The following is a 20,617-nucleotide window of genomic DNA, read 5'->3' as shown; positions in this document are numbered from 1 at the left end:
GGCTCGCAACCCCGGCTCACTCCTCGCGCTCACGACCCACCGCGCTGTTCGGCCAACTCGGTGTCGACGTGACCCAGCTCCGGGCGGGGGGCGAGCGGGCCCAGGTGGAAGACCACCTCGGCCGGTTCGACGCCGGTGTTGCGGAGTCGGTGTCGCACGTTCACCGGTACGAACAGGGCCTCACCGGCGGCCAGCAACGTCGGCTGGTCGTCCAGGTCGACGGTAATCGCGCCGCGCACCACGTACAGGAACTCCTCGCTGTACGGGTGGTAGTGCTCGGCGATCCGCTCCCCCGGCGCGAGGGCGGCGACCCCGAGGAAGCCCGAGGTGCTGCCGACCGTGCGGGGGCCGAGCAACACGCGCAGCTCACCGCCGCGTCGCCGGTCGGCGGGTACGTCCCCGGCGGCGATCGGCCGGGTGCTCAGGTCACTCATCGTCGGCCTCCGTCGGCTCGGTGCTGGTCAGGGGGTCCTGGTCGGCGCGCTGCCGGGCGATCCGCTCCACCCGATCCTTGATCACCGTGAGTTGGATGACGCTGTTGGTGTTGATCCGCTCGGTCATCGCGGCGTTGTCCAGCGGCGCGGTCGGCTTCATCGCGAAGTCCTGCGTCCAGGTCATCCGGGTGCCGCCGACCTCCTCCGTGTAGCGCCAGTGGATCCGCATGTACTCGAACGGCCCGGTCTCCACCCGGTACGCCCGGACCTGCCTGCTCACCGGGTCGGAGGTGCGCTCGCTGACCCAACTCCAGGACACCCCGTTCTCGTCGGGGTACATGGTGAGCCGGAACCGCACGGTGTGGCCCTCGCGGTGCAGGATGTCCACCACGGCGTACTCGGTGAACAGTTCGGTCCAGTTCGCCACGTCGTTGGTGACCTCCCAGACCAGCGCCAGCGGCGCGTCGATGACCACGCTGTTCTCGGTGTGCCCGGGTGGGTCGACGCGGCGGGCGACCAGGTCGGCCACCGCCGGGATGCTCAGCTCCCCGGCCTGCTCGGGGATGCTCACCTGCCACCGGTCCGCGACGACCGCGGAGAGTTCCAGCAGTGCGAGGGAGTCCATCCCCAGCTCTTCCAGCGACGCGGCGGGCGCCCGGGCCGCCGCGTCGGGGTCCAGCCCGCAGTGCGCCACCAGGATGTCGGTGATCTCGGCGGTCATCGGGCGACCATGGGTGACGGTCATCGGGTCCTCCTGAGGGTTGTGTCGGGTTCCGCGGCGGACGCGGGGCGCGGAGCGGGGGTGGCCGCCGGCCGCCGCGCGGACGCCGCGTCGGGCGCGGCGAGCAGACGGTCGACCAGGCCGGTCGTGTAGCGGCCCTTGCGGAATGCGGCGTCGTCGAGCACGCGCCGGACGAACGGGATGGTGGTGTGGACGCCCGGCCCGGCGACGTCGAACTCGTCCAGGGCCCGTTCCAGCCGGTTGAGGGCCAGTTCCCGGTCCGGCGCCCAGACGATCACCTTGGCCAGGAGCGAGTCGTACCAGGGGCCGACGAGGTAGCCGGCGCTGGCGTGGGTGTCCACCCGGGTGAACGGGCCGCCGGGTGGGGTGAACCGTTCCAACCGGCCGGGGGTCGGCGCGAAGTCCCGGTCGGGGTCCTCGGTGTTGACCCGGCACTCCACCGCCACGCCGTGCAGGCGGATCTCCTCCTGCCGCCAGCGCAGCGGCACCCCGGCGGCGATGTGCAGTTGTTCGTGCACCAGGTCGATCCCGGTGACCATCTCGGTGACCGGATGCTCCACCTGGATCCGGCAGTTGATCTCCAGAAAGTGGAACTTCTCCTCGGCGTCGACAAGGAACTCCAGGGTTCCGGCACCGACGAAACCGACAGCCAGCGCGCCCCGCAGGGCGGCCTCGGCGATGGTGTCGAGAACAGTGGCGGACAGCGCCGGTGCGGGCGCCTCCTCGACCAACTTCTGGTGCCGGCGCTGCACCGAGCAGTCCCGCGTGCCCAGGTGCACCCCGTTGCCGTGGGAGTCGCAGAGCACCTGCACCTCGACGTGCCGCGCCTCGGTGAGGTAGCGCTCGACGTACACCCGGTCGTCGCCGAAGGCGGCCTGGGCGGCGGCCCGGGTACGGGCGTACGCCCGGCGCAGCTCGCCCGGCGTTCGCACGACTGTCATGCCACGACCGCCGCCGCCGGCGGCGGCCTTCACGATCACCGGGTAGCCGACGGCCGCGGCGACCTCCGCCGCCGCGGCGGCGGTGGGCACCGGCGCGACGCTGCCCGGCGACAGTGGCAGGCCGGCACGGCTCAGCAGGGCCCGCGCCGAGGACTTGTCGGCCAGCGCGGCCATGACCGTCGGTGGTGGGCCGATGAAGGTCAACCCGTTGTCCACGCAGATCTCGGCGAAGTCGGCGTCCTCGGAGAGGAAGCCGTAACCGGGGTGCACGGCCTGCGCGCCCACCTGCCGGGCGGCCTCCACGATCGCGGCCGCGTTGAGGTAGCTGCGCCGACTCGACGCGGGCCCGATCCGGACCGCCTGGTCGGCGAGGCGAACCACCGCCGAGTCGGCGTCCGCCGCGGAGTAGACGACTGCGGTTCGCACACCCAACTCCTTGCAGGCGCGCAGCACCCGCAGGGCGATCTCGCCCCGATTGGCGATCAGCACGGTCTCGAACATGGTCAACCACCCTGCGCCGTCATGCCGGGTCCAGCTCGACAAGCGGCTGGTCGTACTCCACCGGGTGGCCGTCCTCGACGAGGATCGCGACCACCCGACCGGCGCGATCGGCGGTCACCTCGTTCATCAGCTTCATCGCCTCGACGATGGCGACCGGTTGGCCCGGACGGACCAGGTCGCCCACCGCGACGAACGGCCTCGCGCCGGGCTCCGACGCGCGGTAGAAGGTGCCGACGATGGGTGCCCGCACCGCGGCCCGGCCGGGCGTCGGTGGCGGAGCCGGCACCGGGCCGGCGGGCCGCGCCACCTCGGCGGACCCGGGAGGTACGTCCGCACGGGCCGGCTCCTCCGGGTGCCACTCGACCTCCAGCACCGCCGGGCCGCTGCGCAGCCGGATCCGGCGCACCGGCCCGGCCAGTTCGGCGATCAGGTGTTGTGCCTGCCGGCGCAGGCCGGCGAGCGCCTCCTCGCCCTCCACCCCGCCGTCGTGGGGCACCTCGACTGTCGACACCGTCGTGTCCCCGGCGCTCACCGGGCACCCGCCCGAGCGTTGGCGCGTGCCATCCCGAACCGGCGGAAGCGCTGTCGACGCAGGCGGACCAGCATGGCGGGCGGCACATCCAGCAGCGGCAGCAGATTGCTCAGCAGGGCCGCGCGCAACCGATGGGCGGTCTCCGCCGGGTCGCCGTGCGCGGCGGCGGTCGGCTCCGGCACGACCTCGTCGACCACCCCGAGCCGGCGCAGGTCGGGCGCGGTCAGCTTGAGCGCGCGGGCGGCCTGCGGCGCCGCCGAACGGTCCGGCCACAGGATGGCCGCGCATCCCTCGGGGCTGATCACCGAGTAGACGGCGTTCTCCAGCATCAACACCCGGTCGGCGACCGCCAGGGCCAGCGCGCCGCCGCTGCCCCCCTCTCCGGTGATCACCGCCAGCACGGGGGTGGGCAGCACGGTGAGGGTGAGGATGTTCTCCGCGATGGCCGCCGCCTGGCCCTGCTCCTCGGCGCTCACCCCGGGGTCGGCGCCGGGGGTGTCCACCAGCGTGATCACGGGCAGGCCGAGCCGGGCGGCGAGGCGCATCAACCGCAGCGCCTTGCGGTGCCCGGACGGGCTGGCCATGCCGAAGTTGCGGGCCACCAACTCGGCGGTGGTGTGCCCCTTCTGGTGGCCGATGACCATCACGTGCCGGTCGGCCAGCCGCGCCACGCCGCCCACGACGGCCGGGCAGTCTCCGCCGAGCCGGTCGCCGTGCAGTTCCAGGAACCCGTCGAAGACCGAGTCGAGATAGTCCAGTGTGGTCGGTCGACCGGGGTGTCGCGCCAGTCGGACCGTGTCCCACGCGTCGCGTACCGCCGGGGTGTCACCTCCGCCCGGCGTGGCCGCCGGGGCGTCGGCGAGGCGTTCGCGGCGCGGCGCCGGCTCCTGCCGGGGTACGGGCGGACGGGCCGGACGGGCGGCGCGGGTGGCGGCGAGCAGCGCCCCCAGCCGTGCGCGCAGTGCCCGGCGCTGCACCACCATGTCGACCTGACCGTGGCGGAGCAGGACGTCGGCGCTCTGAAAGCCCTCCGGCAGCGCCCGGCCGGTGACCTGGCGGATCACCCGAGGACCGGCGAAACCCATCCGCGCGCCGCTCTCCGCGAGGACCAGATCGGTGTTGGTGGCGAACGACGCGGCCACCCCGCCGTAGGTCGGGTCGGTGAGGACGCTCACGGTGAGCAGTCCCGCCTCGCGCAGCGCGGCGATGGCCTGGCTGACGGTGGCCATCTGCATCAACGACAGCACGCCCTCCTGCATCCGCGCCCCGCCGGAAGCGGTGACCAGGATGAGCGGGACGCGGTCGTCCAGCGCCCGTTCGGCGGCCCGGGTGATCAGCTCCCCCACCGCGCAACCCAGGCTGCCGCCCAGGAAACGGAAATCCATCACCGCCAGCACGGCCGGGTGAGCGCCGATGGTGGCGGTGGCGCAGACGACCGCCTCGGCCAGTCCGGTGCTGGCGCGGGCGGCGCTGAGCCGGTGCGGGTACGGCAGCACGTCGACGAAGTCGATCGGGTCCGTCTCGGGGAGCTGGTCGGGCAACAGCCGCAGCGACCCCGGGTCGACAAGCTGACGCAGGCGTTCCGGGGCGCCGAGCCGGGCGTGCTCCCCACACTCCGGGCAGACATCCAGGTTGCGGCGCAACCGTTTGCGGTAGAGCAGGCTGGCGCAGCCGGGGCAGCGGGACCAGAGCTGCTCCTCGCGTGGCGCGGTGGCGGTCACGACCGCCGCCGGGGGTCCGGGGCGTCGAACCGGTAGAAGCACTGCGCCATCGCGTCCCGCGGTGAGCGCCAGGTGGGCAGGTACGGCGACACGTACGGGCGCAGGCGGTCGCTGACCCGGATGAACTCCGGGTGACCCCGGGCGCCCTCCACCGCGTCCGCTGCCGGATGCTCGGTCTCGAGCAGGTGCACATAGAGATCGTGGAGCCGGTACAGCGAACGGTGCCGGACGCCGACCAGGCGCGGCAGCTCCGTCGCGTCCGACTCGGCGAAGATCTCAGCGACCCGCTCCTCGGCGGTCGGATCCAACTTCGCGACGATCAGTGATCGGTCCATACTGCTCCTCCCCCCACGGCGTCCGGGCGGCGACGGGTGTGCCCGGACGCGCTGGACGACTGCGGACACGATGCGGCAGTCCTCGTCACGGCGGCGTCACCGTGGCGCACCGGTCAGCGACGTAGGACGGTGACGCTGCGTTGACGCAGCCTGTGTACCAGCTATGCGTACGCTGCATCCGACACGGGCGGAACGACGACGTTTCCGCAGTTCAGAACCGATCTCAGGTTGACTGTCGGCCAATAGAACATTCACCGCGACGTTGACTCACCGTTACTGCTATTGATAATCTTCACGGTGGTCAGCCCGGCCGCCCCGGCGGGCGGGGCCGCCCCCGGCAGCCGTGGGCCGCGCCCGCACCGGTGGGGCCGACAGTGGCGTCACGGGCAACCGATCCGGGACACAGCAGACAGTCGGGACGAGCGTTCCGCAGGGGGTGCCGCCGTGACCGCTGACCCGTCCGTGCCGACCGCCGGGGAGCCGCCCGGGGAGGGTGTCTCCCTTCACCTGCTCGGTGGTTTCCGCCTGTTGTGCGAGGCGGTGCCGGTCGTGGTGCCCCGCGGGCTGCAACGGGTGATCGCCCTGATCGGGCTGCGCCCCGGCGCCACCCGCAGCCAACTCGCGGGCCTGCTCTGGCCGGACGCGTCGGAGGAACGGGCACTGTCCTCACTGCGTACCGCGCTGTGGCGGCTGCGGCAGGACCCGTGTTGCCCGATGACCGTGGCCAGCGACACCGTACGGCTCGGCCCGACGGTCCGGCTCGACGTCGACGACCTGGTCGGCACCGCGGCCCGCGTGCGGGACGGCGACGACCCGCGCATCGCGGCGGGAGCGCTCGCCGCCGGCCGCCACGACCTCCTGCCCGGCTGGTACGACGACTGGGTGCTGCTGGACCGGGAGAGACTGCGCCAACTGCGCCTGCACATGCTGGAACAGGTGGCCGGGCAGCACCTGACCGCGGGGCGGCACGGCGAGGCCCTCGACGCCGCGTTGGAGGCGATGGCCGCCGAGCCGCTCCGGGAGACGCCGCACCGCCTGGTGGTCCGCATCCACCTCGCCGAGGGCAACGCTTTCGAGGCCGTGCACGCCTTCTACGTCTACCGGGACCTGCTGCGCAGGGAGTTGAGTCTGGAGCCGAGCCCGGCCATGAACGCCCTGCTCGACGACACGCTCGCCCCGATCCGCCAGGCCACCCGCGAAGCCGTCACCGACGGCCCGTCACCGGCGGGCCGGCGTACGTGACGGTGATGTGACAGACGCTGCGGCACGGTAGGCGCACAGAGCACGTGGCACCGGTCCGAGGATCGGAAGGCCACCGGCGGAAGGGGTCCCATGAGTCGTCTACTGATCGTCAGCCGGATCATCCCGGGCGCGGAGGGGCGGGTCGCACAGATCTTCGCCGAGTCCGACGCCACCGACCTGCCCGGTCTGACCGGCGTCATGCACCGATCCCTGTACTGCCTGCACGACCTGTGCGTACACCTGCTGGAGACCTCGGACGACATCGACCCGGACGCCCTCGCCGCGGCCCGCAACCACCCGCTTTTCCACCAGGTCAACGAGCGGCTCTCCGCGCACACGTCGCCGTACCTGCCGACCTGGCGCTCCCCCCGGGACGCGATCGCCGGCTGCTTCTACCGGTGGGATGCCCCCGACGCGCCCGCGGCGCGCCCGACCAGCACCGACGCGCCCGCGGCACGTCCGGCCAGCACCGACGTACCCGCGGCACGTCCGGCCAGCACCGACGCCGCGGCACAGCCGGCGGGCTGAGATGGCCACCCCTCCACCGCACGTCCTGATCATCGGCGCCGGCACGGGCGGGTTGTGCCTGGCGCACGGCCTGCGCCGTGCCGGGATCAGCGTCGCCGTCTACGAACGGCACCGCGACCGCGCCGAAGGGCTGCTCGGCTACCGGGTCGGCATCGGCCCCACCGGTAGCCGGGCACTGCGGCAGTGCCTGCCCCCGGAGTTGTTCGCCACCTTCCTGGCCACCTGCGCGCGGCCGCCGCACTACTTCAACGTGGTCACCCAGGGGCTCCGCCAGACCGCGTCGTTCGCCCTCCGACCGAACGCCGACCCGGTGCACACCGAACACTCGGTGGCCCGGATGGTGCTGCGGCAGGTGCTGCTGACCGGCCTGGACGACGTGGTGCACTTCGACAAGGCCTTCACCCGCTACGAGCAACGCGACGACGGCACGGTCACCGCGTACTTCGCCGACGGCACCAGCGCCACCGGCAACCTGCTGGTCGGCGCGGACGGCACCCACTCGGCGGTACGCCGGCAGTACCTGCCGCACGCCGTCACCCGCGACGCCGGCACCATCAACATCGCCACCCGGATCCCGCTCACCGCGTACACCCGCGGCCTCGTCCCGGAGCGGGTCCGTCAGGGCATCTCGCTGATCTTCGGCGTCGGCGGGATGATGGGTGTCCTGCACGTCATGGAATTCAAGTGGGATGCCCGGCGGGCCGTCAAACCCGGCGTCAGCGACGCCGACGCCGCGGTGCTGCGAAACTGGCCCGGCCTGGCCCACGACACCACCACCGACAACATCAACCTCATCATCTGGAGCACCGGCCGCCGATTCCCGGCCGACGTCCTGGAGCGTCGCGGCGAGGACCTGGTGAACGTCGCCCTGGACCTCACCTCCAACTGGCACCCGAACCTGCGCGAGCTGCTGACCCGCGCGGACCCGGCAAGTGCCCTACCGATCAGGGTGTCCACGTCCGAACCGACGCCGCCCTGGAAGAGCAGCACCGTCACCATGCTCGGCGATGCCATCCACACCATGACCCCCGGCCGCGGGGTGGGTGCGAACACCGCGCTGCGGGACGCCCGCCTGCTCTGCGACCAACTCGGGCACGCCGTGACCGGCGACAAGACGTTGGTGCAGGCGGTCGCGGACTACGAGGCCGCGATGGTGCCGTACGGCTTCGCGCGGGTCGCCGAATCGCTGAACCGCAGCGGCACCAGCGGCGACGACCGGATGTACCGGCCGGTGGTGGGTCGACTCGCGCTGCTCGGCGCGCGCGGCTACTTCGGAGTGACGAGCCGGGTGCCGCGGCTGCGTCGCCGGTTCGTCGACGACTTCCACACCTACGAGGGCGACCAGGACTGAGCTGGACATCGACCCGGGCTCGGCGTCCCCCGCCGGGCCCGGGTCTCGTCGTGCCGGGCCTTGGTGTGGTCCGGTGCGGCGCTGCTTGTTGGTCCGGCGCTGCTTGTCTGCCGCGGTGCTGCCTGTTCGGTGCGGTGGTGCTTGTTGGTCCGGCGCTGCTTGTCTGCCGCGGTGCTGCTTGTTCGGTGCGGTGCTGCGTGTTCGGTGCGACGCTGCGTCACTCGGCGGGCACCGCGTGACGTGGTCGCCACACCCGGGTCGTCTGCGGCCGATCCTCTCACTTGCCAGCAACACGCGTGTGCGAAGCTGCGGCGAGTTTTTCTCGTGCCTTTTCCAACGAGCTGAGAGGGAGGTTCGCCGTGGCGTGGTCTATCGGACACTCGCTGATAGTGGTACTGGCACTGTTGCTGGGCCTGGCCGCCGGGTGGCTGCTGCGCGGCCGGCGGGGCGTGCAGGGCAATTCGATAGTGGACGGAGATGCCGTCGCCGGCCTGGCCGTGATCGAAACGCCGACGCCGTCGGCCACCACCGACGAGGCCCGGCCCGCGGCCACCGTCGACCCGACCCCCGTCGCGATCGCCGACGAACCGGTGCCGGTGGACACGGTCAGCGCGCCGGCCGCCGTCACCGGACCGGACAGCGCGCCCACGCCGGTGGAAGTCCCGGCGGAGGCCCCGAGCACCGTCGACCCGGCCGACATGGCGCTGACCGAGGCCCCGCCGTCGGCACCGTCCGACGCGGATGACCTTCCGTCGGAGCCCGTTGTGGAGTCGACCCCCGAGCCGGTCGCGGTCGACGAGCAGCCCGCCCCGGCGGCCGTGATCGCCCCCCGCCAACCCGCGGACGACCTCCCGCTCGACAGCAGCCCGGCCGACGAGCCGATCGCGGCCGAGCCGACCGACGGTGCGGCGACCAAGGCCAGCCTGGCGGACGTGCCGATCGCGGCCGACGCGACCGATGATGCGGCGATCACGGCCAGCCCGGCCGACGAGCCGACCGCCGTCAGCCCGCTCGACGAGCCGACCGTGACCAGGCCGGCCGACGGTGTGGCGGCCGAGGCCGCGGTGCCGGTGCCGGTGAACGCCGACGCGCTGCACACCGACCCGTCGGGCGCCAACGGCGTGGAAGCAGCTCCGACGGACGCGGACGCCGAGCCGGAGTCGGTACCGTCGGCGGTGGCCGCGCCTGCGGTCGTACCGACCGTGGCCGAGACCCCTCCGGTCGTCCCGACCGCTGCCAGCGGCACGGACTCCGGTCCGGCCGACGACTTCCGCCGGATCCAGGGGATCGGGCCGAAGATGGCGGCGGCGTTGCAGGTCGCCGGTGTACGCACGTACGTCCAGCTCGGTGCGCTGGACGAGGCGGGGCTGCGCGACCTGATCCGGGCCGCCGGCCTGCGCGCCGCACCCGCGCTGGCCACCTGGCCGCAGCAGGCGCGCGTGCTCGCCGGTGCCGGCGACGAGATGGCCGCCGTACTCCCGGGTGGCAACCCGTCCTGACGCGGGACATCGAGCCCCCGGTCCACCGTCCGTCGCGGCGGTAGGCCGGGGGTTCGGCCGTCGAGGTCACGCCATCCACGGACCCGGCTGTCGGCGTGATCGACTCGGACTTCAGAAAACCGGGCCAACCGACCCGCCCGGACACCCCGGCATTCAGGAAACCGAGTCGATCACCCCCGGTTGGGGGACGCACGGCGAATTCGCGGCCGGGTTGTCGACCGATCGTTACCGTCCGTTCAGGTGGGCCGGACGGGTCCGTCGAGCCGACCGGTTCCGCAGGAGTAGCCCGTGCACCACGCCGCGCCGGAGCCCGGGTCCCCGCGGACCCGTCGACCTCCGGTGCGTGATCCGGAGGCCCCACGCCGGGTGACCCTCCTCGAACTCTTCTTCGACCTGGTGTACGTGGTCGCTCTGGCGCTCATCTCCCGGGGCATGGTCGACCAGCTCGACTGGCACCGGGCCGGACAGGCACTGATCATGCTGGCCGCCGTGTGGTGGACGTGGGTGATCACCACCCTGGTCACCGACCTGTACAACCCGGAACGCACCGAGATCAAGCTGCTGATCAGCGCCGTGATGTTCGGCGCGCTGCTGATGACCACGGCGATCCCGGAGGCGTTCGGCGACCGTGGGCTCGCGTTCGCGGGCACCTACGTGGCGATCCACCTCGGGCGCGGGTTGTTCCTGATGCCGGCCGTACGCCGCGAGCCGCAGACCCAGCGCCGCGCGGCACGCATCTTCATCTGGTTCGCGGTGTCCGCGATCCCGTGGCTCATCGGCGCGTTCGTCAGCGGCGACGCCCGCCTGTCGTGCTGGGCGCTCGCGCTCGCCATCGACTACGTCGGTTTCCGGCTCGCGTACCCGGTGCCGGGGCTCGGGGTGGTGCCCGAGCCCCAGCGCAACGTCACCGCGGAGCATCTCTCCGAGCGCTACCAGCAGTTCTTCATCATCGCGCTCGGCGACGCCATCCTGACCATCGGCACCATGTTCAGCACGGCGCACAGCGAGGCGCAGAACATCGGGGTGTTCGCGGTGGCGTTCCTGACCACCCTGCTGCTCTGGCGGATCTACGTGCACAAGTCCGGTCAGCTGCTGCCGATGGCCATCAAGGGGTCCGGGTCACCGAGCAAGTTCCTGTTCACCGCCCCGTACACCCATCTGCTGATGGTGGCCGGAGTGGTGACCACGGCGACCGGTTTCGACCTCGTGCTGCACGAGCCGACCGGACGGACGCCGCCGGCCTGGGCGGCGGTGATCCTCGGCGGCCCGGCCCTTTTCCTGGCCGGCCGGGCCTCCTTCGAGTACGAGGTGTTCAGCCGGGTGTCGCTGTCCCGCCCCGGCGGTGTGCTGGCGCTGCTGACCATCGCGCCCGCCGTGTTGTACCTGCCGCCGGTGTTCGCCTCTCTCGGTGCCCTGCTGGTGCTGATCGGAGTGGCCTACGCGGACTTCCGGCGTAGCTACGGCAAACCACCCGAGGCCCCATCGCCGCCGCACTGAACCGGCCGACCGCCCCACTCAGACCCCGGCGAGCAGCCGTCCGGCGTCCGGCACGTACGGTTCGACACCCAGCCTGGTGAGCAGTTGGTGCACGGTGGCGGTGGCCGCGGTGAGCACCGGACGGCCGAGTCGGGCCTCCACCCGCGGCACCGCCGCCAACGACGGCAGCTGCACGCAGGCGGACAGGACCACCGCGTCCACGTCGGTCACGTCCAGCCGCTCCGCCAGCTCGACCAGGTCAGCGGTGGGTACGCGCCCCACCGCGACGTTGTCCGGCTCGCTCAGGCTCACCGCCTCGGTCACCTGCACGCCGTGCGCGGCCAGGTAGGCGACGACGGTCGCGGTCAACGGCGGCAGGTACGGCGCGATCAGGGCCACCCGACGGGCACCCAGCGCGTGCAGCCCGGCGACCAGCGCCCCCGCGCTGCTCACCACCGGCATGTCGTGCCCGGCGCGACCGGCCGCCCGGCCCAGCCGCCGCTCGGCCCGTTCGTGCGCGCCGGGACCCTCGCACATCACCGCCACCAGGCAGGCGTACGCGAGGACGTCGCAGCGGGCGTCGGCCAACTCGGCGGCGCAGCGGAGCGCGGAGCGGTTCATCCGGGCCAGTTCGTCGGGGGTCACCTGACGCAGGCGTACCCGGCTGGCGTGCGTGGTGAATCGGACCGTCGGGTCGACGGTCTCGCGGCGGCGCAGCATGGCCGGGATCTCGGTCTCCATGGTGGTGTTCGAACTGGGCACCACCAGGCCGACGCGGTAAGCGCTCACACCAGCGCCCCGGCGTACGCGCGCACCTGCAGTCGCCGCGCGGCGGCGTCACCCAGGCGCACCTGCAGCCCGAGCGGCGCGGCGGCGCGGCGGACGTCATCCAGGTGCAGCGATCCGTGCCGGTCCACGGTGAGCACCGGCGGCTCCTCGAGTTCGCCGTCCGACGCGTGGAAGGAGAGCAGGGTGACGGAGGTGGTGAGGTAGCCCGGGTACGCGGCACGGGCCGCCGACTCGTCCCGGTGGGCGAGCACCACCAGGTCGTCGAGGTGGGCGAAGTCGGCGGCGAGAGCCTCGGCCTTCCAGTGCGCCGGTTCCTCGGCCGCGCCGGTGAGGTGCCGGGAGCGGTTCGCCGAGGTGATGTAGAGGTGGTCCGATCCGGTCTCGGCGAGCGCCCGCTCGAAGAAGACGTTGGACGGGCAGGTCAGGCCCGGTGCGATCACCTGAGTGGTGCGCAGCCCCTGGTCGACCTGGGTGAGGTGCTCGGGCAGCCGCTCCGCCGCCGGCCCCCGGAAGCCGAACGGCCCGGCGCCGTAGAGGCTGTCCATCAGTGCCCGCACCCGGCCGACCGGCAGCCGCGGCGAGATCCGCGTCCAGTCGAACATCCCGGGGATCCGGCCGATCGCGGTGGTGATGCTGCCGACCTGCTCGGCGGGTCGGCCCTTGGCCAGGTTGACCCGGCGGACGGTGGCCGCGTCGGGACGCGTGACGATGACGTAGAAGTTGGCGAACGCCGCCGCGACGACCGCGCCGCGAGCCAGCGCGCGGGCCGCGACCGCGACGTCCTCGGGACGGTCGATGTACAGGGGTGGTGTCGGGGCGTCCATGAGTCCTCCTCGGCGGGGCCGTGAGGCAGTTCTACGTCCGCCGAGCGGCACGGGGGCCGGATCGGTCGCCGATCCGATAGCCGACTCGCGTTACCCCGTGCGAGCGGCCGATCCCGGGCGGTACGCAACGGCGATCGGCCTCGGCCGGATGGGGGATCCGGCGTGACCCCGTCCCGGTGTCCGTTAGCGGCACGACCCGATTGGGTACAACGACTGCACCTCAGATCCACCACATTTCCTTCAGGAGGCAGCGATGCGCGGCACCTCGATACTCGGAGTCATCGTCGTGATCTGGCTGGTGATCGGCGCGGTCGCCGCCGGCCAGCGTGGCTACTACAGCGGCGACGACACCAACTGCGCCGAAGCCGGCACCATCCTGGTCACCATCGTGGCCGGGCCGTTGAACTACATCGGTGCCAACCCCAAGGTCGACTGCAAGCTGCCCGAGCCCTCCAAGTAGGACAGAGCTGCACCGGTCCCGCGCCCCCCGACCCCGGGGCGCGGGACCGGTGTCCGTGCGGGGGCGGCTCAGCCGTCGGAGACGGTGCTCGCTGACGCGCCGACCCGCCTCTCGCGCCCCCAGGCGGCCAGCGGCTCGAGCGCCTCGTTGAGTCGCGTGCCGTCCACGGTCAGCGAGTACTCGACGCGGGGCGGCACCTCGTCGTAGGAGACGCGGTGCACGACACCGTCCCCTTCCATCTCCCGTAGGTGCGAGGCCAGTACCTTCTCGGAGATACCCGGAAGCAGTCGACGCAGTTCACCGAAGCGGCGGTACGGGTGCTCGTGCAGCGCCCAGAGGATCAGCACCTTCCACCTGCCGCCGATCACCTCCATCGCGGCGTCGATCCCGCAGACGTGGCCGTCTGGTGCGCCCGGCCGGTTCAGCGTCGTCATGACCACCCCTTCCGACGTCCTCGCTCACCCGGGGGTAAGCACCCACTCCGAAGTGCGTACTTGAGCACCGGAGGACTTCTGGCCAGCCTAATCGGCATGACACCGAACGCTGTTCAGCAGACCTCCGTCACGATGCTGGGGCTTGGCGCGATGGGCACCGCGCTGGCTCGTGCCTGGCTCGCCGCCGGTCACCGGGTCACCGTCTGGAACCGCACCCCGACCCGCGCCACCGTCCTCGCCGCCGAGGGCGCACGGGTCGCGGCCAGCGCCGCCGAGGCGGTCGCGGCGAACACCCTCGTCGTCGTCTGCCTGTTGCACGACACCTCGGTCGACGAGGCGATGACCGGCGTGGATCTGACCGGCCGGGACCTGGTCAACCTGACCACCAGCACCCCCGCCCAGGCCCGCGCCCGCGCCACGTGGGCAGACGAGCGGGGCGCCCGCTACCTCGACGGCGGGATCATGGCTGTCCCTCCGATGATCGGCGTACCGGATGCTGGCGGCTACGTCTTCTACAGCGGCTCGCGGGAGCTGTTCGAGCGGCATCAGAGGACGCTTGGCGTCCCGGCCGGCACCACCTTCGTGGGCGAGGACCCGGGTTTCGCCGCCCTGTACGACGTGGCCCTGCTCAGCGCCATGTACGGAATGTTCGCCGGGATCACACACGCCTTCGCCCTGATCCGCGAGGAGGACGTCGATCCGGCGGCGTTCGCTGCACTGCTCGCGGACTGGCTCGTCGCCATGGCCCCGACCGCGCACCAGACCGCCGACCGCCTGCGCAGCGGCGACTACACCACGGATGTCGTCTCCGCTCTCGCCATGCAGGTGGCCGGCACACCGACCTTTCTGCGCACCGCCGAACAGCAGGGTGTCAGCGCGGAGCTGCTCAGCCCCTACTTCGCGCTGATGCGCCGCCGTCTGGCCGAGGGCGCCGGCGAGGAGGATCTGGCCGGCCTGGTCGATCTGCTGACGAGCCGCACACCCCCTAGGGCATCCTAGGAGGCTGACCTACGGGTGTCGTCGGTGTTTGCCGACCCGGCGGTCGGGAACCGACCCGGGTCAGTCGGCGGACGAGACCGGGAGCGTCGCATGCAGATCGGCTACAAGCTGGCCGCGGAGGGCTACGGCCCCCAGGAGATCATCCGACAGGCCGTCCTGGCCGAACAGGCAGGTTTCGACTTCGTCGAGATGAGCGACCACTTCCACCCCTGGCTGGACGCGCAGGGCCACTCGTCGTTCACCTGGAGCGTGCTCGGCGCCATCGCCGCCAAGACCAGCACCCTGCGTCTGGCCACCGGCGTCACCTGCCCGACCGTCCGCTATCACCCGGCGATCATCGCGCAGGCCGCGGCGACCATGGCGCTGATCTCCGACGGACGGTTCACCCTCGGGGTGGGGGCCGGCGAACGACTCAACGAGCACGTGGTCGGGCAGGGCTTCCCCAGCGTCCGGGGTCGGCACGAGCGGCTCCGCGAGGCGCTGGAGATCATCCGGCTGCTCTGGCAGGGCGGCTACCAGTCCTACGAGGGCCGCCACCTGCACCTGGAGGACGCCCGGATCTTCGACCTGCCGGACACCCCGCCGGTGATCGCGGTGGCGGCCAGCGGCGAGGCGTCGGCCCGGCTCGCCGCCGAGTTGGGCGACGGGTTGTTCGCCACCGAGCCGGACGCCTCGATCGTCGAGCACTACCGCCGGGCCCGCGGCTCCGGCCCGCGCTACGCCGAGGTTCCGCTGGCCTGGGCCAGTGACGAGGACCAGGCGGTGCAGGCGGTGTTGCAGACCAGCAGATGGATGGTCACCGGCTGGAAGGTGATGAGCGAACTGCCGAACCCGGTCAACTTCGACGCGGCCAGCGCCCACGTGGAGGAGAAACACATCCGCCAGCTCTTCGCCATCGGCCCCGACCCGGAACCGCACGTGGCGAAGGTCCGGTCGTACGTCGAGGCCGGCTTCGACCACGTCGTCCTGCAGAACGCCGGCCCCGACCCGGACGGTTTCCTCGACTTCTTCGCCGGCACCCTCTCCGACCGGCTGCGCGCCATGTCCTGACGCCGCCGGCACGGCCACCGCCCGCACGATCGCAGCGGTACGGCGGTACGGCGGACGGCCGCCCGGACGATCACCACGATCGTCCGGGCGGCCGGCTGCGCGCTCCGGATGGGTGCGCGGGTCGGGTCAGCGGAAGCAGTGCGCGACAGGTACCGCGCTGCCCTCGCAGTTGGTCGGCTCGTTCTCGATGACCACGCTCTCGTCGTCGATCTTGACCTGGGCGTGGGCGGCGAAGATGCCACCGGGCTTCAGCGTCGACGCGTTGTGGGTGACCTTGCTGGTGTAGATCGCCACCGATCCCGCGGACGCGTAGATGCCACCACCGCTGGACGCCGCGCCGACCGCCTCGTTGCGGGTCACGTCGCTGCCGCGGACCAGCAGGTTCGCCTTCTCGGCGTAGATGCCGGCGCCGACACCGTGGGTGGAGTTGCCGTCGACCACGCTGTCGTCGAGCGGCGTCAGGCCCTTGACGGTGGAGATGCCGCCGCCATTGACGGTGGACGTGTTGCCACGGATGGTCATCGTGCGCATCACCAGCACCGCGTCGGAGTTCGCGGCACCGCCGCCGACCTGCGCGGTGTTGTTCAGCAGCTCGGTGTCGGAGACCTTCGTCCGGGCCGAGAAGCTGGCCAGCCCGCCACCCTGGCCGGCGCTGTTCTGGGTGAAGGAGACGCTCTCCACGTCGGCGGCACCGCGGTAGTTGCCGAGCCCGCCGCCGTAGGCGTTGGCGCTGTTGCGGTGGAACTCCGAGCGCTTCAGCGTCAGCACGCCACCGTTGAGCAGGCCCCCGCCCTTGCCCGCGGCGCCGGAGGCGCTGTTGCCGACGAACGTGGAGTCGGTGACCACCATGTTGCCGTCGTTGAAGATCCCACCGCCGCCGCCCTCGGGGGACAGCGAGGTGCTCTGCGTGACGGTGACCCGCTCCACCACGGCGGTCGCCCCGTGCACCACGTGCACGCTGCCGCCCTCGATGTTCGAGCGGCCGTTGTGCAGTTCCACGTCGCGCAGGGTCAGCTCACCACCGTCGCGGACGGTGAAGAAGCGGAACGGCGCGGCCTGGGCGTCGCGCGCGATGGTGGCGCCGGCGCCGTCGATCGTGATGGCCTGGTAGATCACCGGCAGGCCAGCGGTGTCGTCGGCCGGGTTGTGCGGCGGCGCCTCGGCGTCGCCGGGGGTTTCCGCCGCGTCGGCCGCCTCCCGTGCGTCGCGGATCCCGCCGTCGTACTGGTCGGTCTCGTGGAACGCCTCGGTGAGCAGGTAGCGGCACTTGGGCGCGAGCCGCAGTTCCGCGCCGCCCTCGGCGTTGGCCGTCACGAGCGCCGCCACCAGCTTCGCGGCGTCGCAGGGCACCGACACCACGCCCCGCTTGCCGGTGCCCGGGCTGGGGGCGCGGCCCCGCTCGGCGTCGTCCGGGTCGCGCTGCGCCCCGCCCTGGTCGCCGGCACGGCGGTCGTCGTCGCTTCCGGCCGCCGCGCTCAGCCGGCCCAGACCGGGGAGGGAGAGGTCACGGTCGGCTGCGACGGCCACGCCGGCCACGCCGGCCGCTCCCACGACCAGGCTTCCCGCCAGCAACCCGCTGGCCAAGAACCATCGGGACCGGCGTCTGGGTCGGATCTCGCGGTCTCCTCCGTGGTACGTGGACATCAAAGGTGCCTGCCTTCCTGCCTGCAAGACGTGACCGCGCGCCGATCCGGGCGCGGGGGGCTCGACGTAGCGCCGACCGCCAAACGTCACGATAGGTCCGCAATACGGACAGGAAGGTGTGAACGTGAATAGTGCCCCTATTCATCTTTTCACCCCGTCAAACGGGCAGCCGGTCACCCGCCGACGTGGATGCCGGGACGACGCAGCGGGTCCCGCTCGGTCCGCCGGATGATCTCCCGCACCACCGGCGGGGTGTCCCCGCGACCGAGGATGAGATAGCGCGCCAGGTGCGCGATCGGGCTCCCCTCCGACCACTCGAAGTGCGCGTGCGGGCGTACCCCGGTGGCGTCGCGCAGGGCCAACAGGATCGCGGCGATCGCGTTGGGCACGGCCGGGCTGCTGGCCCGCAACACCCGGAAGCCACCCACCTCGATCCCGTGCACCCGCAGCACCTGGCTGAATTCCGACGGGTCGACCACGTCGATCTCCAGGAACAGCACGTCCGCCGCACCGGGCACCGGATTCATCCCCCGCTGCGCCCGTTCCTTGATCGTGTACTCCTTCACCGATCCGCTCTGCCGCTTGTTCGCGATCAGGTGCAACTGCCCGTCGTGGGCCAGGGACTCGGTGATGAACCGACGGGCCGGCTCGTCGAACTCGATCCGCTCGGCGCGCAGTTCGGTGGTCCGGGTGACCCGGGAGACCAACGAGACCACGATGATGCCGAGGATGAACAACGCGGAGATGGTGATCCCGTCCGGCTGCTCGATGACGTTCTCCAGCAACGCGTACAGCAGCACCAGGGTCAGCAGTGTGAAGCCGACCGCTCCGGCACGCTGGCGGTGGCGGACCGCGGAGATCGTCACCGCCACCGCGCCGGAGACCATCATCGCCAGGATGCCCGTCGCGTACGCCCCGGCCTGAGCGTTGACGTCGGCACGGAAGGCGATCGTGATGGCGACGCTGACGATCGTGTAGACGATCACCACCGGACGCACCGCCCGCGCCCACTCCGGTGCCATGCCGTACGAGGGCAGGTAGCGCGGCACGATGTTGATCAGCCCGGCCATCGCCGAGGCGCCGGCGAACCAGAGGATGAGCACGCTGCTGACGTCGTAGACGGTGCCGAAGGCCTCGCCCAGCTGGGCGTGCGCCAGGAACGCGAGGGCCCGCCCGTTGGCCGCCCCTCCGGGCCGGAACTCCTCCTGCGGGATGAGCGCCGTGGTCACGAATGTCGTCGAGACGAGGTAGACCGACATGATCAGCGCGGCGGTGGTGAGCAGCCGGCGTGTGTTGCGGATCCGGGCGGCGAGCCGGGCCTGCTTGTCCGCCCCGTCGGCCCGGACCAGCGGCATCATGCTCACCCCGGTCTCGAAACCGGACAAGCCCAGCACCAGCAGCGGGAACGCCAGCACGGCCGTGAGCAGCACGTGACCCGGCCCGCCGCCGCCCGTGGTCAGCGCGGCGGTCCAGTCCGACACGATGCCCGGGTCGTCGACGATCCGGGCCAGGGCCGCCACGACGATCACCGCGTTGAGCGCCAGGAAGACGGCGACCAGCGGGATGGCCACCACCACCGCCTCGCGGAAGCCGAGCAGGAACACCCCGCCGAGGATGAGCAGCAGCACCACGGTGACCACGACCGGGACGGCGGGGCCGTGCAGCGCGTCGGGCAGGTACGGGTTCTCCAGCAGGTGCACGGTGGCGTCCGCCGAGGAGAGGGTGATCGTGATGATCCAGGAGGTGGCCACGAAGCCGAGCAGCACGAGTACGAAGATCTTGCCCCGCCAGAACGGCAGCAGGCGCTCCAGCATCGCCACCGACCCCTGCCCGTGCGGGCTCTCCTGGGCCACCCGCCGGTACATCGGCAGCATCCCGAACAGGGTGAGCGCGACGATCAGCAGGGTCGCCAGCGGAGACAGCGCACCGGCCGCCACCGCCGCGATACCCGGCAGGTACGACAGCGTGGAGAAGTAGTCGACGCCGGTCAGGCACATCACCTGCCACCAGGCGTGCCGGCGGTTCTGTCCCTCGCCCGCCTCCGGGCCCGGCGGCTGCACCTGGTGCTGGAAGAGCCACCGGCGCAGTGGACTGGCCGGCGGCGCCGACCGCGCCGCCGTCGCCACGCGTTCGGGCACCACGACACCCGGTCGGCCGCCCCGGTGTGGGCGGGCCGGGTCACGGGCCGCCCGCAGTGCCGGGTCCGGCCCCGTCGGCGCGTGGCGGCGTCCACCCCAACGTCGTGGTTTCGCCCGGTGCTCGTCACCCATCGCCAGTCCCACCCTCACAGGTCCTGATCCGACGGTAGGCGGTGGCGTGGGACCCGACCGGCGGAACCGGGCAGGTGGACGGCCAGCTCAGGACAGGTCCGGTACGGCGAGCAGGCGGGCCAGTGCGGGCGGGTCGGCCACGGTCACCGTGGCCGCCGGATGTCGTGGCCGCCCGCCCGGCACCACCGCCGGCACCGCGGTGCCGAAGCGCAGGCAGATCCCACCGGCCGTGCTGCTGCCGAAGCTCGCGCCCCCGTCGGCCAGCGACACGTGTGGCCCGATCACCCGCCACCAGCGGTACGGGCCGCTCAGCTCGACGGCTGTCACGTTCTCCCGGTCGGTCCGCAGCCGCCACGGCCCGTACCGGATCACCAGATCCCGGTCGGTGACGGCGACCCAGGCCGTCGCCGGGCGGACCCCCAGCAGCGCCAACACCGGGCGGAACAGCGGATCGAAGCGGAACGCGAACCGCGTCGCGGCAGCGGTCATCGCGCACCGGGTCGGACGGTGGGTCGCGGCACCGGGCCACCTGGCCGCAGCGGGCCGGGCCGCGCGGGCCGGGGTCGGGCGGCGGGCCGGCGCCGGGCCAGGACGGTCATGGCGCGGGCGTACCCGTTAAGCGCCCGCCGACACCCCCGACATCCGCCACCGCCGGGACGAGCGTGACGCCCCTTCCCCACCGCCGGCCGGCACCCCCCGGGCCGGCCGACGGTGGCAGACGGTCGGCACCCCCCGGAGCCGGCCGGCTGCACCCTCGGGTGGCCGGCAAGGTGTCGGTGGCCAGCAGTGGCTGGTTGGGGCGGACGTCTCGCGCTGGCCCCCAGGTGTCCGAGAGCCGGTCCCAC

The 20,617-nt window shown here is 72.4% G+C and carries 18 protein-coding genes and 3 pseudogenes; 8 read left to right on the top strand and 13 right to left on the bottom strand.

Annotated features, from left to right (window positions below):
* Positions 1–29 precede the first annotated feature (29 nt).
* The 6 genes from AB0C25_RS30400 to AB0C25_RS30375 are packed head-to-tail and all read right to left on the bottom strand — an operon-like array spanning position 30 to position 5,206.
* Positions 30–434, bottom strand: coding sequence for a cupin domain-containing protein (locus tag AB0C25_RS30400; RefSeq protein ID WP_272611493.1), 405 nt, complete (start codon positions 432–434; stop codon positions 30–32).
* The gene (locus tag AB0C25_RS30395) at positions 427–1,179 is read right to left on the bottom strand and encodes an SRPBCC family protein (protein ID WP_357377648.1); all 753 of its coding nucleotides are present in this window, start codon (positions 1,177–1,179) and stop codon (positions 427–429) included. The genes AB0C25_RS30400 and AB0C25_RS30395 overlap by 8 nt, the downstream gene beginning before the upstream one ends.
* Positions 1,176–2,618: an acetyl-CoA carboxylase biotin carboxylase subunit gene (locus AB0C25_RS30390; protein WP_357377646.1), complete on the bottom strand. Its 1,443-nt coding sequence runs from the start codon at positions 2,616–2,618 to the stop codon at positions 1,176–1,178. Before AB0C25_RS30390 ends, AB0C25_RS30395 begins: the two co-directional genes overlap by 4 nt.
* A gap of 19 nt (positions 2,619–2,637) precedes the next feature.
* Positions 2,638–3,129, bottom strand: a complete 492-nt coding sequence (gene accB, locus AB0C25_RS30385; protein WP_357377821.1) for an acetyl-CoA carboxylase biotin carboxyl carrier protein — start codon at positions 3,127–3,129, stop codon at positions 2,638–2,640.
* Between the two features lie 17 nt (positions 3,130–3,146).
* Positions 3,147–4,871, bottom strand: a complete 1,725-nt coding sequence (locus AB0C25_RS30380) for an acetyl-CoA carboxylase carboxyltransferase subunit alpha (protein ID WP_357377644.1) — start codon at positions 4,869–4,871, stop codon at positions 3,147–3,149.
* Positions 4,868–5,206 (bottom strand): TcmI family type II polyketide cyclase, encoded by a 339-nt coding sequence (locus AB0C25_RS30375; protein WP_357377642.1) that lies wholly within the window; start codon positions 5,204–5,206, stop codon positions 4,868–4,870. The genes AB0C25_RS30380 and AB0C25_RS30375 overlap by 4 nt, the downstream gene beginning before the upstream one ends.
* Positions 5,207–5,650: 444 nt before the next feature.
* Between AB0C25_RS30375 and AB0C25_RS30370 the strand changes: the two genes are divergently transcribed.
* From AB0C25_RS30370 to AB0C25_RS30350, 5 genes and pseudogenes are all read left to right on the top strand, one after another.
* Positions 5,651–6,448 carry a BTAD domain-containing putative transcriptional regulator gene (locus AB0C25_RS30370; RefSeq protein WP_357377640.1) on the top strand — a complete coding sequence of 266 codons (798 nt, stop codon included), beginning with the start codon at positions 5,651–5,653 and terminating at the stop codon, positions 6,446–6,448.
* A gap of 90 nt (positions 6,449–6,538) precedes the next feature.
* A pseudogene (locus AB0C25_RS30365) lies at positions 6,539–6,856 on the top strand (TcmI family type II polyketide cyclase); the annotation flags it as partial.
* A 121-nt stretch (positions 6,857–6,977) separates the two neighbouring features.
* Entirely contained in the window at positions 6,978–8,327 is a 1,350-nt protein-coding gene (locus tag AB0C25_RS30360) for an NAD(P)/FAD-dependent oxidoreductase (RefSeq protein ID WP_357377638.1), read from the top strand.
* Between the two features lie 1,262 nt (positions 8,328–9,589).
* A pseudogene (locus tag AB0C25_RS30355) lies at positions 9,590–9,826 on the top strand (hypothetical protein); the annotation flags it as partial.
* Between the two features lie 339 nt (positions 9,827–10,165).
* On the top strand, positions 10,166–11,323 hold the full coding sequence (locus tag AB0C25_RS30350; protein ID WP_357377636.1) for a low temperature requirement protein A: 1,158 nt from the start codon (positions 10,166–10,168) through the stop codon (positions 11,321–11,323).
* 18 nt (positions 11,324–11,341) lie between these two features.
* On the opposite strand, the gene AB0C25_RS30345 is transcribed toward AB0C25_RS30350, so the two are convergent.
* Together AB0C25_RS30345 and AB0C25_RS30340 are read right to left on the bottom strand one after the other, a co-directional pair.
* Entirely contained in the window at positions 11,342–12,091 is a 750-nt protein-coding gene (locus tag AB0C25_RS30345; RefSeq protein ID WP_357377634.1) for an Asp/Glu racemase, read from the bottom strand.
* Positions 12,088–12,915: a hypothetical protein gene (locus AB0C25_RS30340; RefSeq protein ID WP_357377632.1), complete on the bottom strand. Its 828-nt coding sequence runs from the start codon at positions 12,913–12,915 to the stop codon at positions 12,088–12,090. The genes AB0C25_RS30345 and AB0C25_RS30340 overlap by 4 nt, the downstream gene beginning before the upstream one ends.
* Positions 12,916–13,168: 253 nt before the next feature.
* On the opposite strand from AB0C25_RS30340, the gene AB0C25_RS30335 reads away from it, so the two are divergent.
* Positions 13,169–13,375, top strand: a complete 207-nt coding sequence (locus AB0C25_RS30335; RefSeq protein ID WP_306271566.1) for a hypothetical protein — start codon at positions 13,169–13,171, stop codon at positions 13,373–13,375.
* A gap of 68 nt (positions 13,376–13,443) precedes the next feature.
* Here AB0C25_RS30335 and AB0C25_RS30330 read toward each other — a convergent pair whose 3' ends face one another.
* On the bottom strand, positions 13,444–13,809 hold the full coding sequence (locus AB0C25_RS30330) for a helix-turn-helix domain-containing protein (protein WP_357377630.1): 366 nt from the start codon (positions 13,807–13,809) through the stop codon (positions 13,444–13,446).
* Between the two features lie 96 nt (positions 13,810–13,905).
* Between AB0C25_RS30330 and AB0C25_RS30325 the strand changes: the two genes are divergently transcribed.
* Both AB0C25_RS30325 and AB0C25_RS30320 read left to right on the top strand, forming a co-directional pair.
* Positions 13,906–14,808 (top strand): NAD(P)-binding domain-containing protein, encoded by a 903-nt coding sequence (locus tag AB0C25_RS30325; protein WP_357377628.1) that lies wholly within the window; start codon positions 13,906–13,908, stop codon positions 14,806–14,808.
* A 90-nt stretch (positions 14,809–14,898) separates the two neighbouring features.
* A complete protein-coding gene (locus tag AB0C25_RS30320; protein WP_357377626.1) occupies positions 14,899–15,858 on the top strand; it encodes a TIGR03557 family F420-dependent LLM class oxidoreductase in 960 nt (319 codons plus the stop codon).
* 126 nt (positions 15,859–15,984) lie between these two features.
* Here AB0C25_RS30320 and AB0C25_RS30315 read toward each other — a convergent pair whose 3' ends face one another.
* The 4 genes and pseudogenes from AB0C25_RS30315 to AB0C25_RS30300 all read right to left on the bottom strand — a co-directional run.
* Positions 15,985–17,502 carry a hypothetical protein gene (locus AB0C25_RS30315; RefSeq protein WP_357377624.1) on the bottom strand — a complete coding sequence of 506 codons (1,518 nt, stop codon included), beginning with the start codon at positions 17,500–17,502 and terminating at the stop codon, positions 15,985–15,987.
* 173 nt (positions 17,503–17,675) lie between these two features.
* On the bottom strand, positions 17,676–19,772 hold the full coding sequence (locus tag AB0C25_RS30310) for an amino acid transporter (RefSeq protein WP_357377622.1): 2,097 nt from the start codon (positions 19,770–19,772) through the stop codon (positions 17,676–17,678).
* 87 nt (positions 19,773–19,859) lie between these two features.
* The gene (locus AB0C25_RS30305) at positions 19,860–20,261 is read right to left on the bottom strand and encodes a hypothetical protein (protein ID WP_357377620.1); all 402 of its coding nucleotides are present in this window, start codon (positions 20,259–20,261) and stop codon (positions 19,860–19,862) included.
* A 271-nt stretch (positions 20,262–20,532) separates the two neighbouring features.
* Positions 20,533–20,617: pseudogene (locus AB0C25_RS30300) on the bottom strand (DUF4081 domain-containing protein); the annotation flags it as partial.

Source organism: Micromonospora sp. NPDC048839, from assembly GCF_040649915.1.
Classification (GTDB): Bacteria; Actinomycetota; Actinomycetes; order Mycobacteriales; family Micromonosporaceae; genus Micromonospora.
Note: the sequence above shows the minus strand (reverse complement) of the source record. Positions and strands in the feature narration are given on the sequence as shown.

Bases quoted from the DNA above. Each gene is read 5' to 3' on its own strand.
- AB0C25_RS30400 (WP_272611493.1), bottom strand. From the start codon at position 434: ATGAGTGACCTGAGCACCCGGCCGATCGCCGCCGGGGACGTACCCGCC.
- AB0C25_RS30395 (WP_357377648.1), bottom strand. From the start codon at position 1,179: ATGACCGTCACCCATGGTCGCCCGATGACCGCCGAGATCACCGACATC.
- AB0C25_RS30390 (WP_357377646.1), bottom strand. From the start codon at position 2,618: ATGTTCGAGACCGTGCTGATCGCCAATCGGGGCGAGATCGCCCTGCGG.
- AB0C25_RS30375 (WP_357377642.1), bottom strand. From the start codon at position 5,206: ATGGACCGATCACTGATCGTCGCGAAGTTGGATCCGACCGCCGAGGAG.
- AB0C25_RS30360 (WP_357377638.1), top strand. From the start codon at position 6,978: ATGGCCACCCCTCCACCGCACGTCCTGATCATCGGCGCCGGCACGGGC.
- AB0C25_RS30340 (WP_357377632.1), bottom strand. From the start codon at position 12,915: ATGGACGCCCCGACACCACCCCTGTACATCGACCGTCCCGAGGACGTC.
- AB0C25_RS30335 (WP_306271566.1), top strand. From the start codon at position 13,169: ATGCGCGGCACCTCGATACTCGGAGTCATCGTCGTGATCTGGCTGGTG.
- AB0C25_RS30330 (WP_357377630.1), bottom strand. From the start codon at position 13,809: ATGACGACGCTGAACCGGCCGGGCGCACCAGACGGCCACGTCTGCGGG.
- AB0C25_RS30325 (WP_357377628.1), top strand. From the start codon at position 13,906: ATGACACCGAACGCTGTTCAGCAGACCTCCGTCACGATGCTGGGGCTT.
- AB0C25_RS30320 (WP_357377626.1), top strand. From the start codon at position 14,899: ATGCAGATCGGCTACAAGCTGGCCGCGGAGGGCTACGGCCCCCAGGAG.
- AB0C25_RS30315 (WP_357377624.1), bottom strand. From the start codon at position 17,502: ATGTCCACGTACCACGGAGGAGACCGCGAGATCCGACCCAGACGCCGG.
- AB0C25_RS30310 (WP_357377622.1), bottom strand. From the start codon at position 19,772: ATGGGTGACGAGCACCGGGCGAAACCACGACGTTGGGGTGGACGCCGC.
- AB0C25_RS30305 (WP_357377620.1), bottom strand. From the start codon at position 20,261: ATGACCGCTGCCGCGACGCGGTTCGCGTTCCGCTTCGATCCGCTGTTC.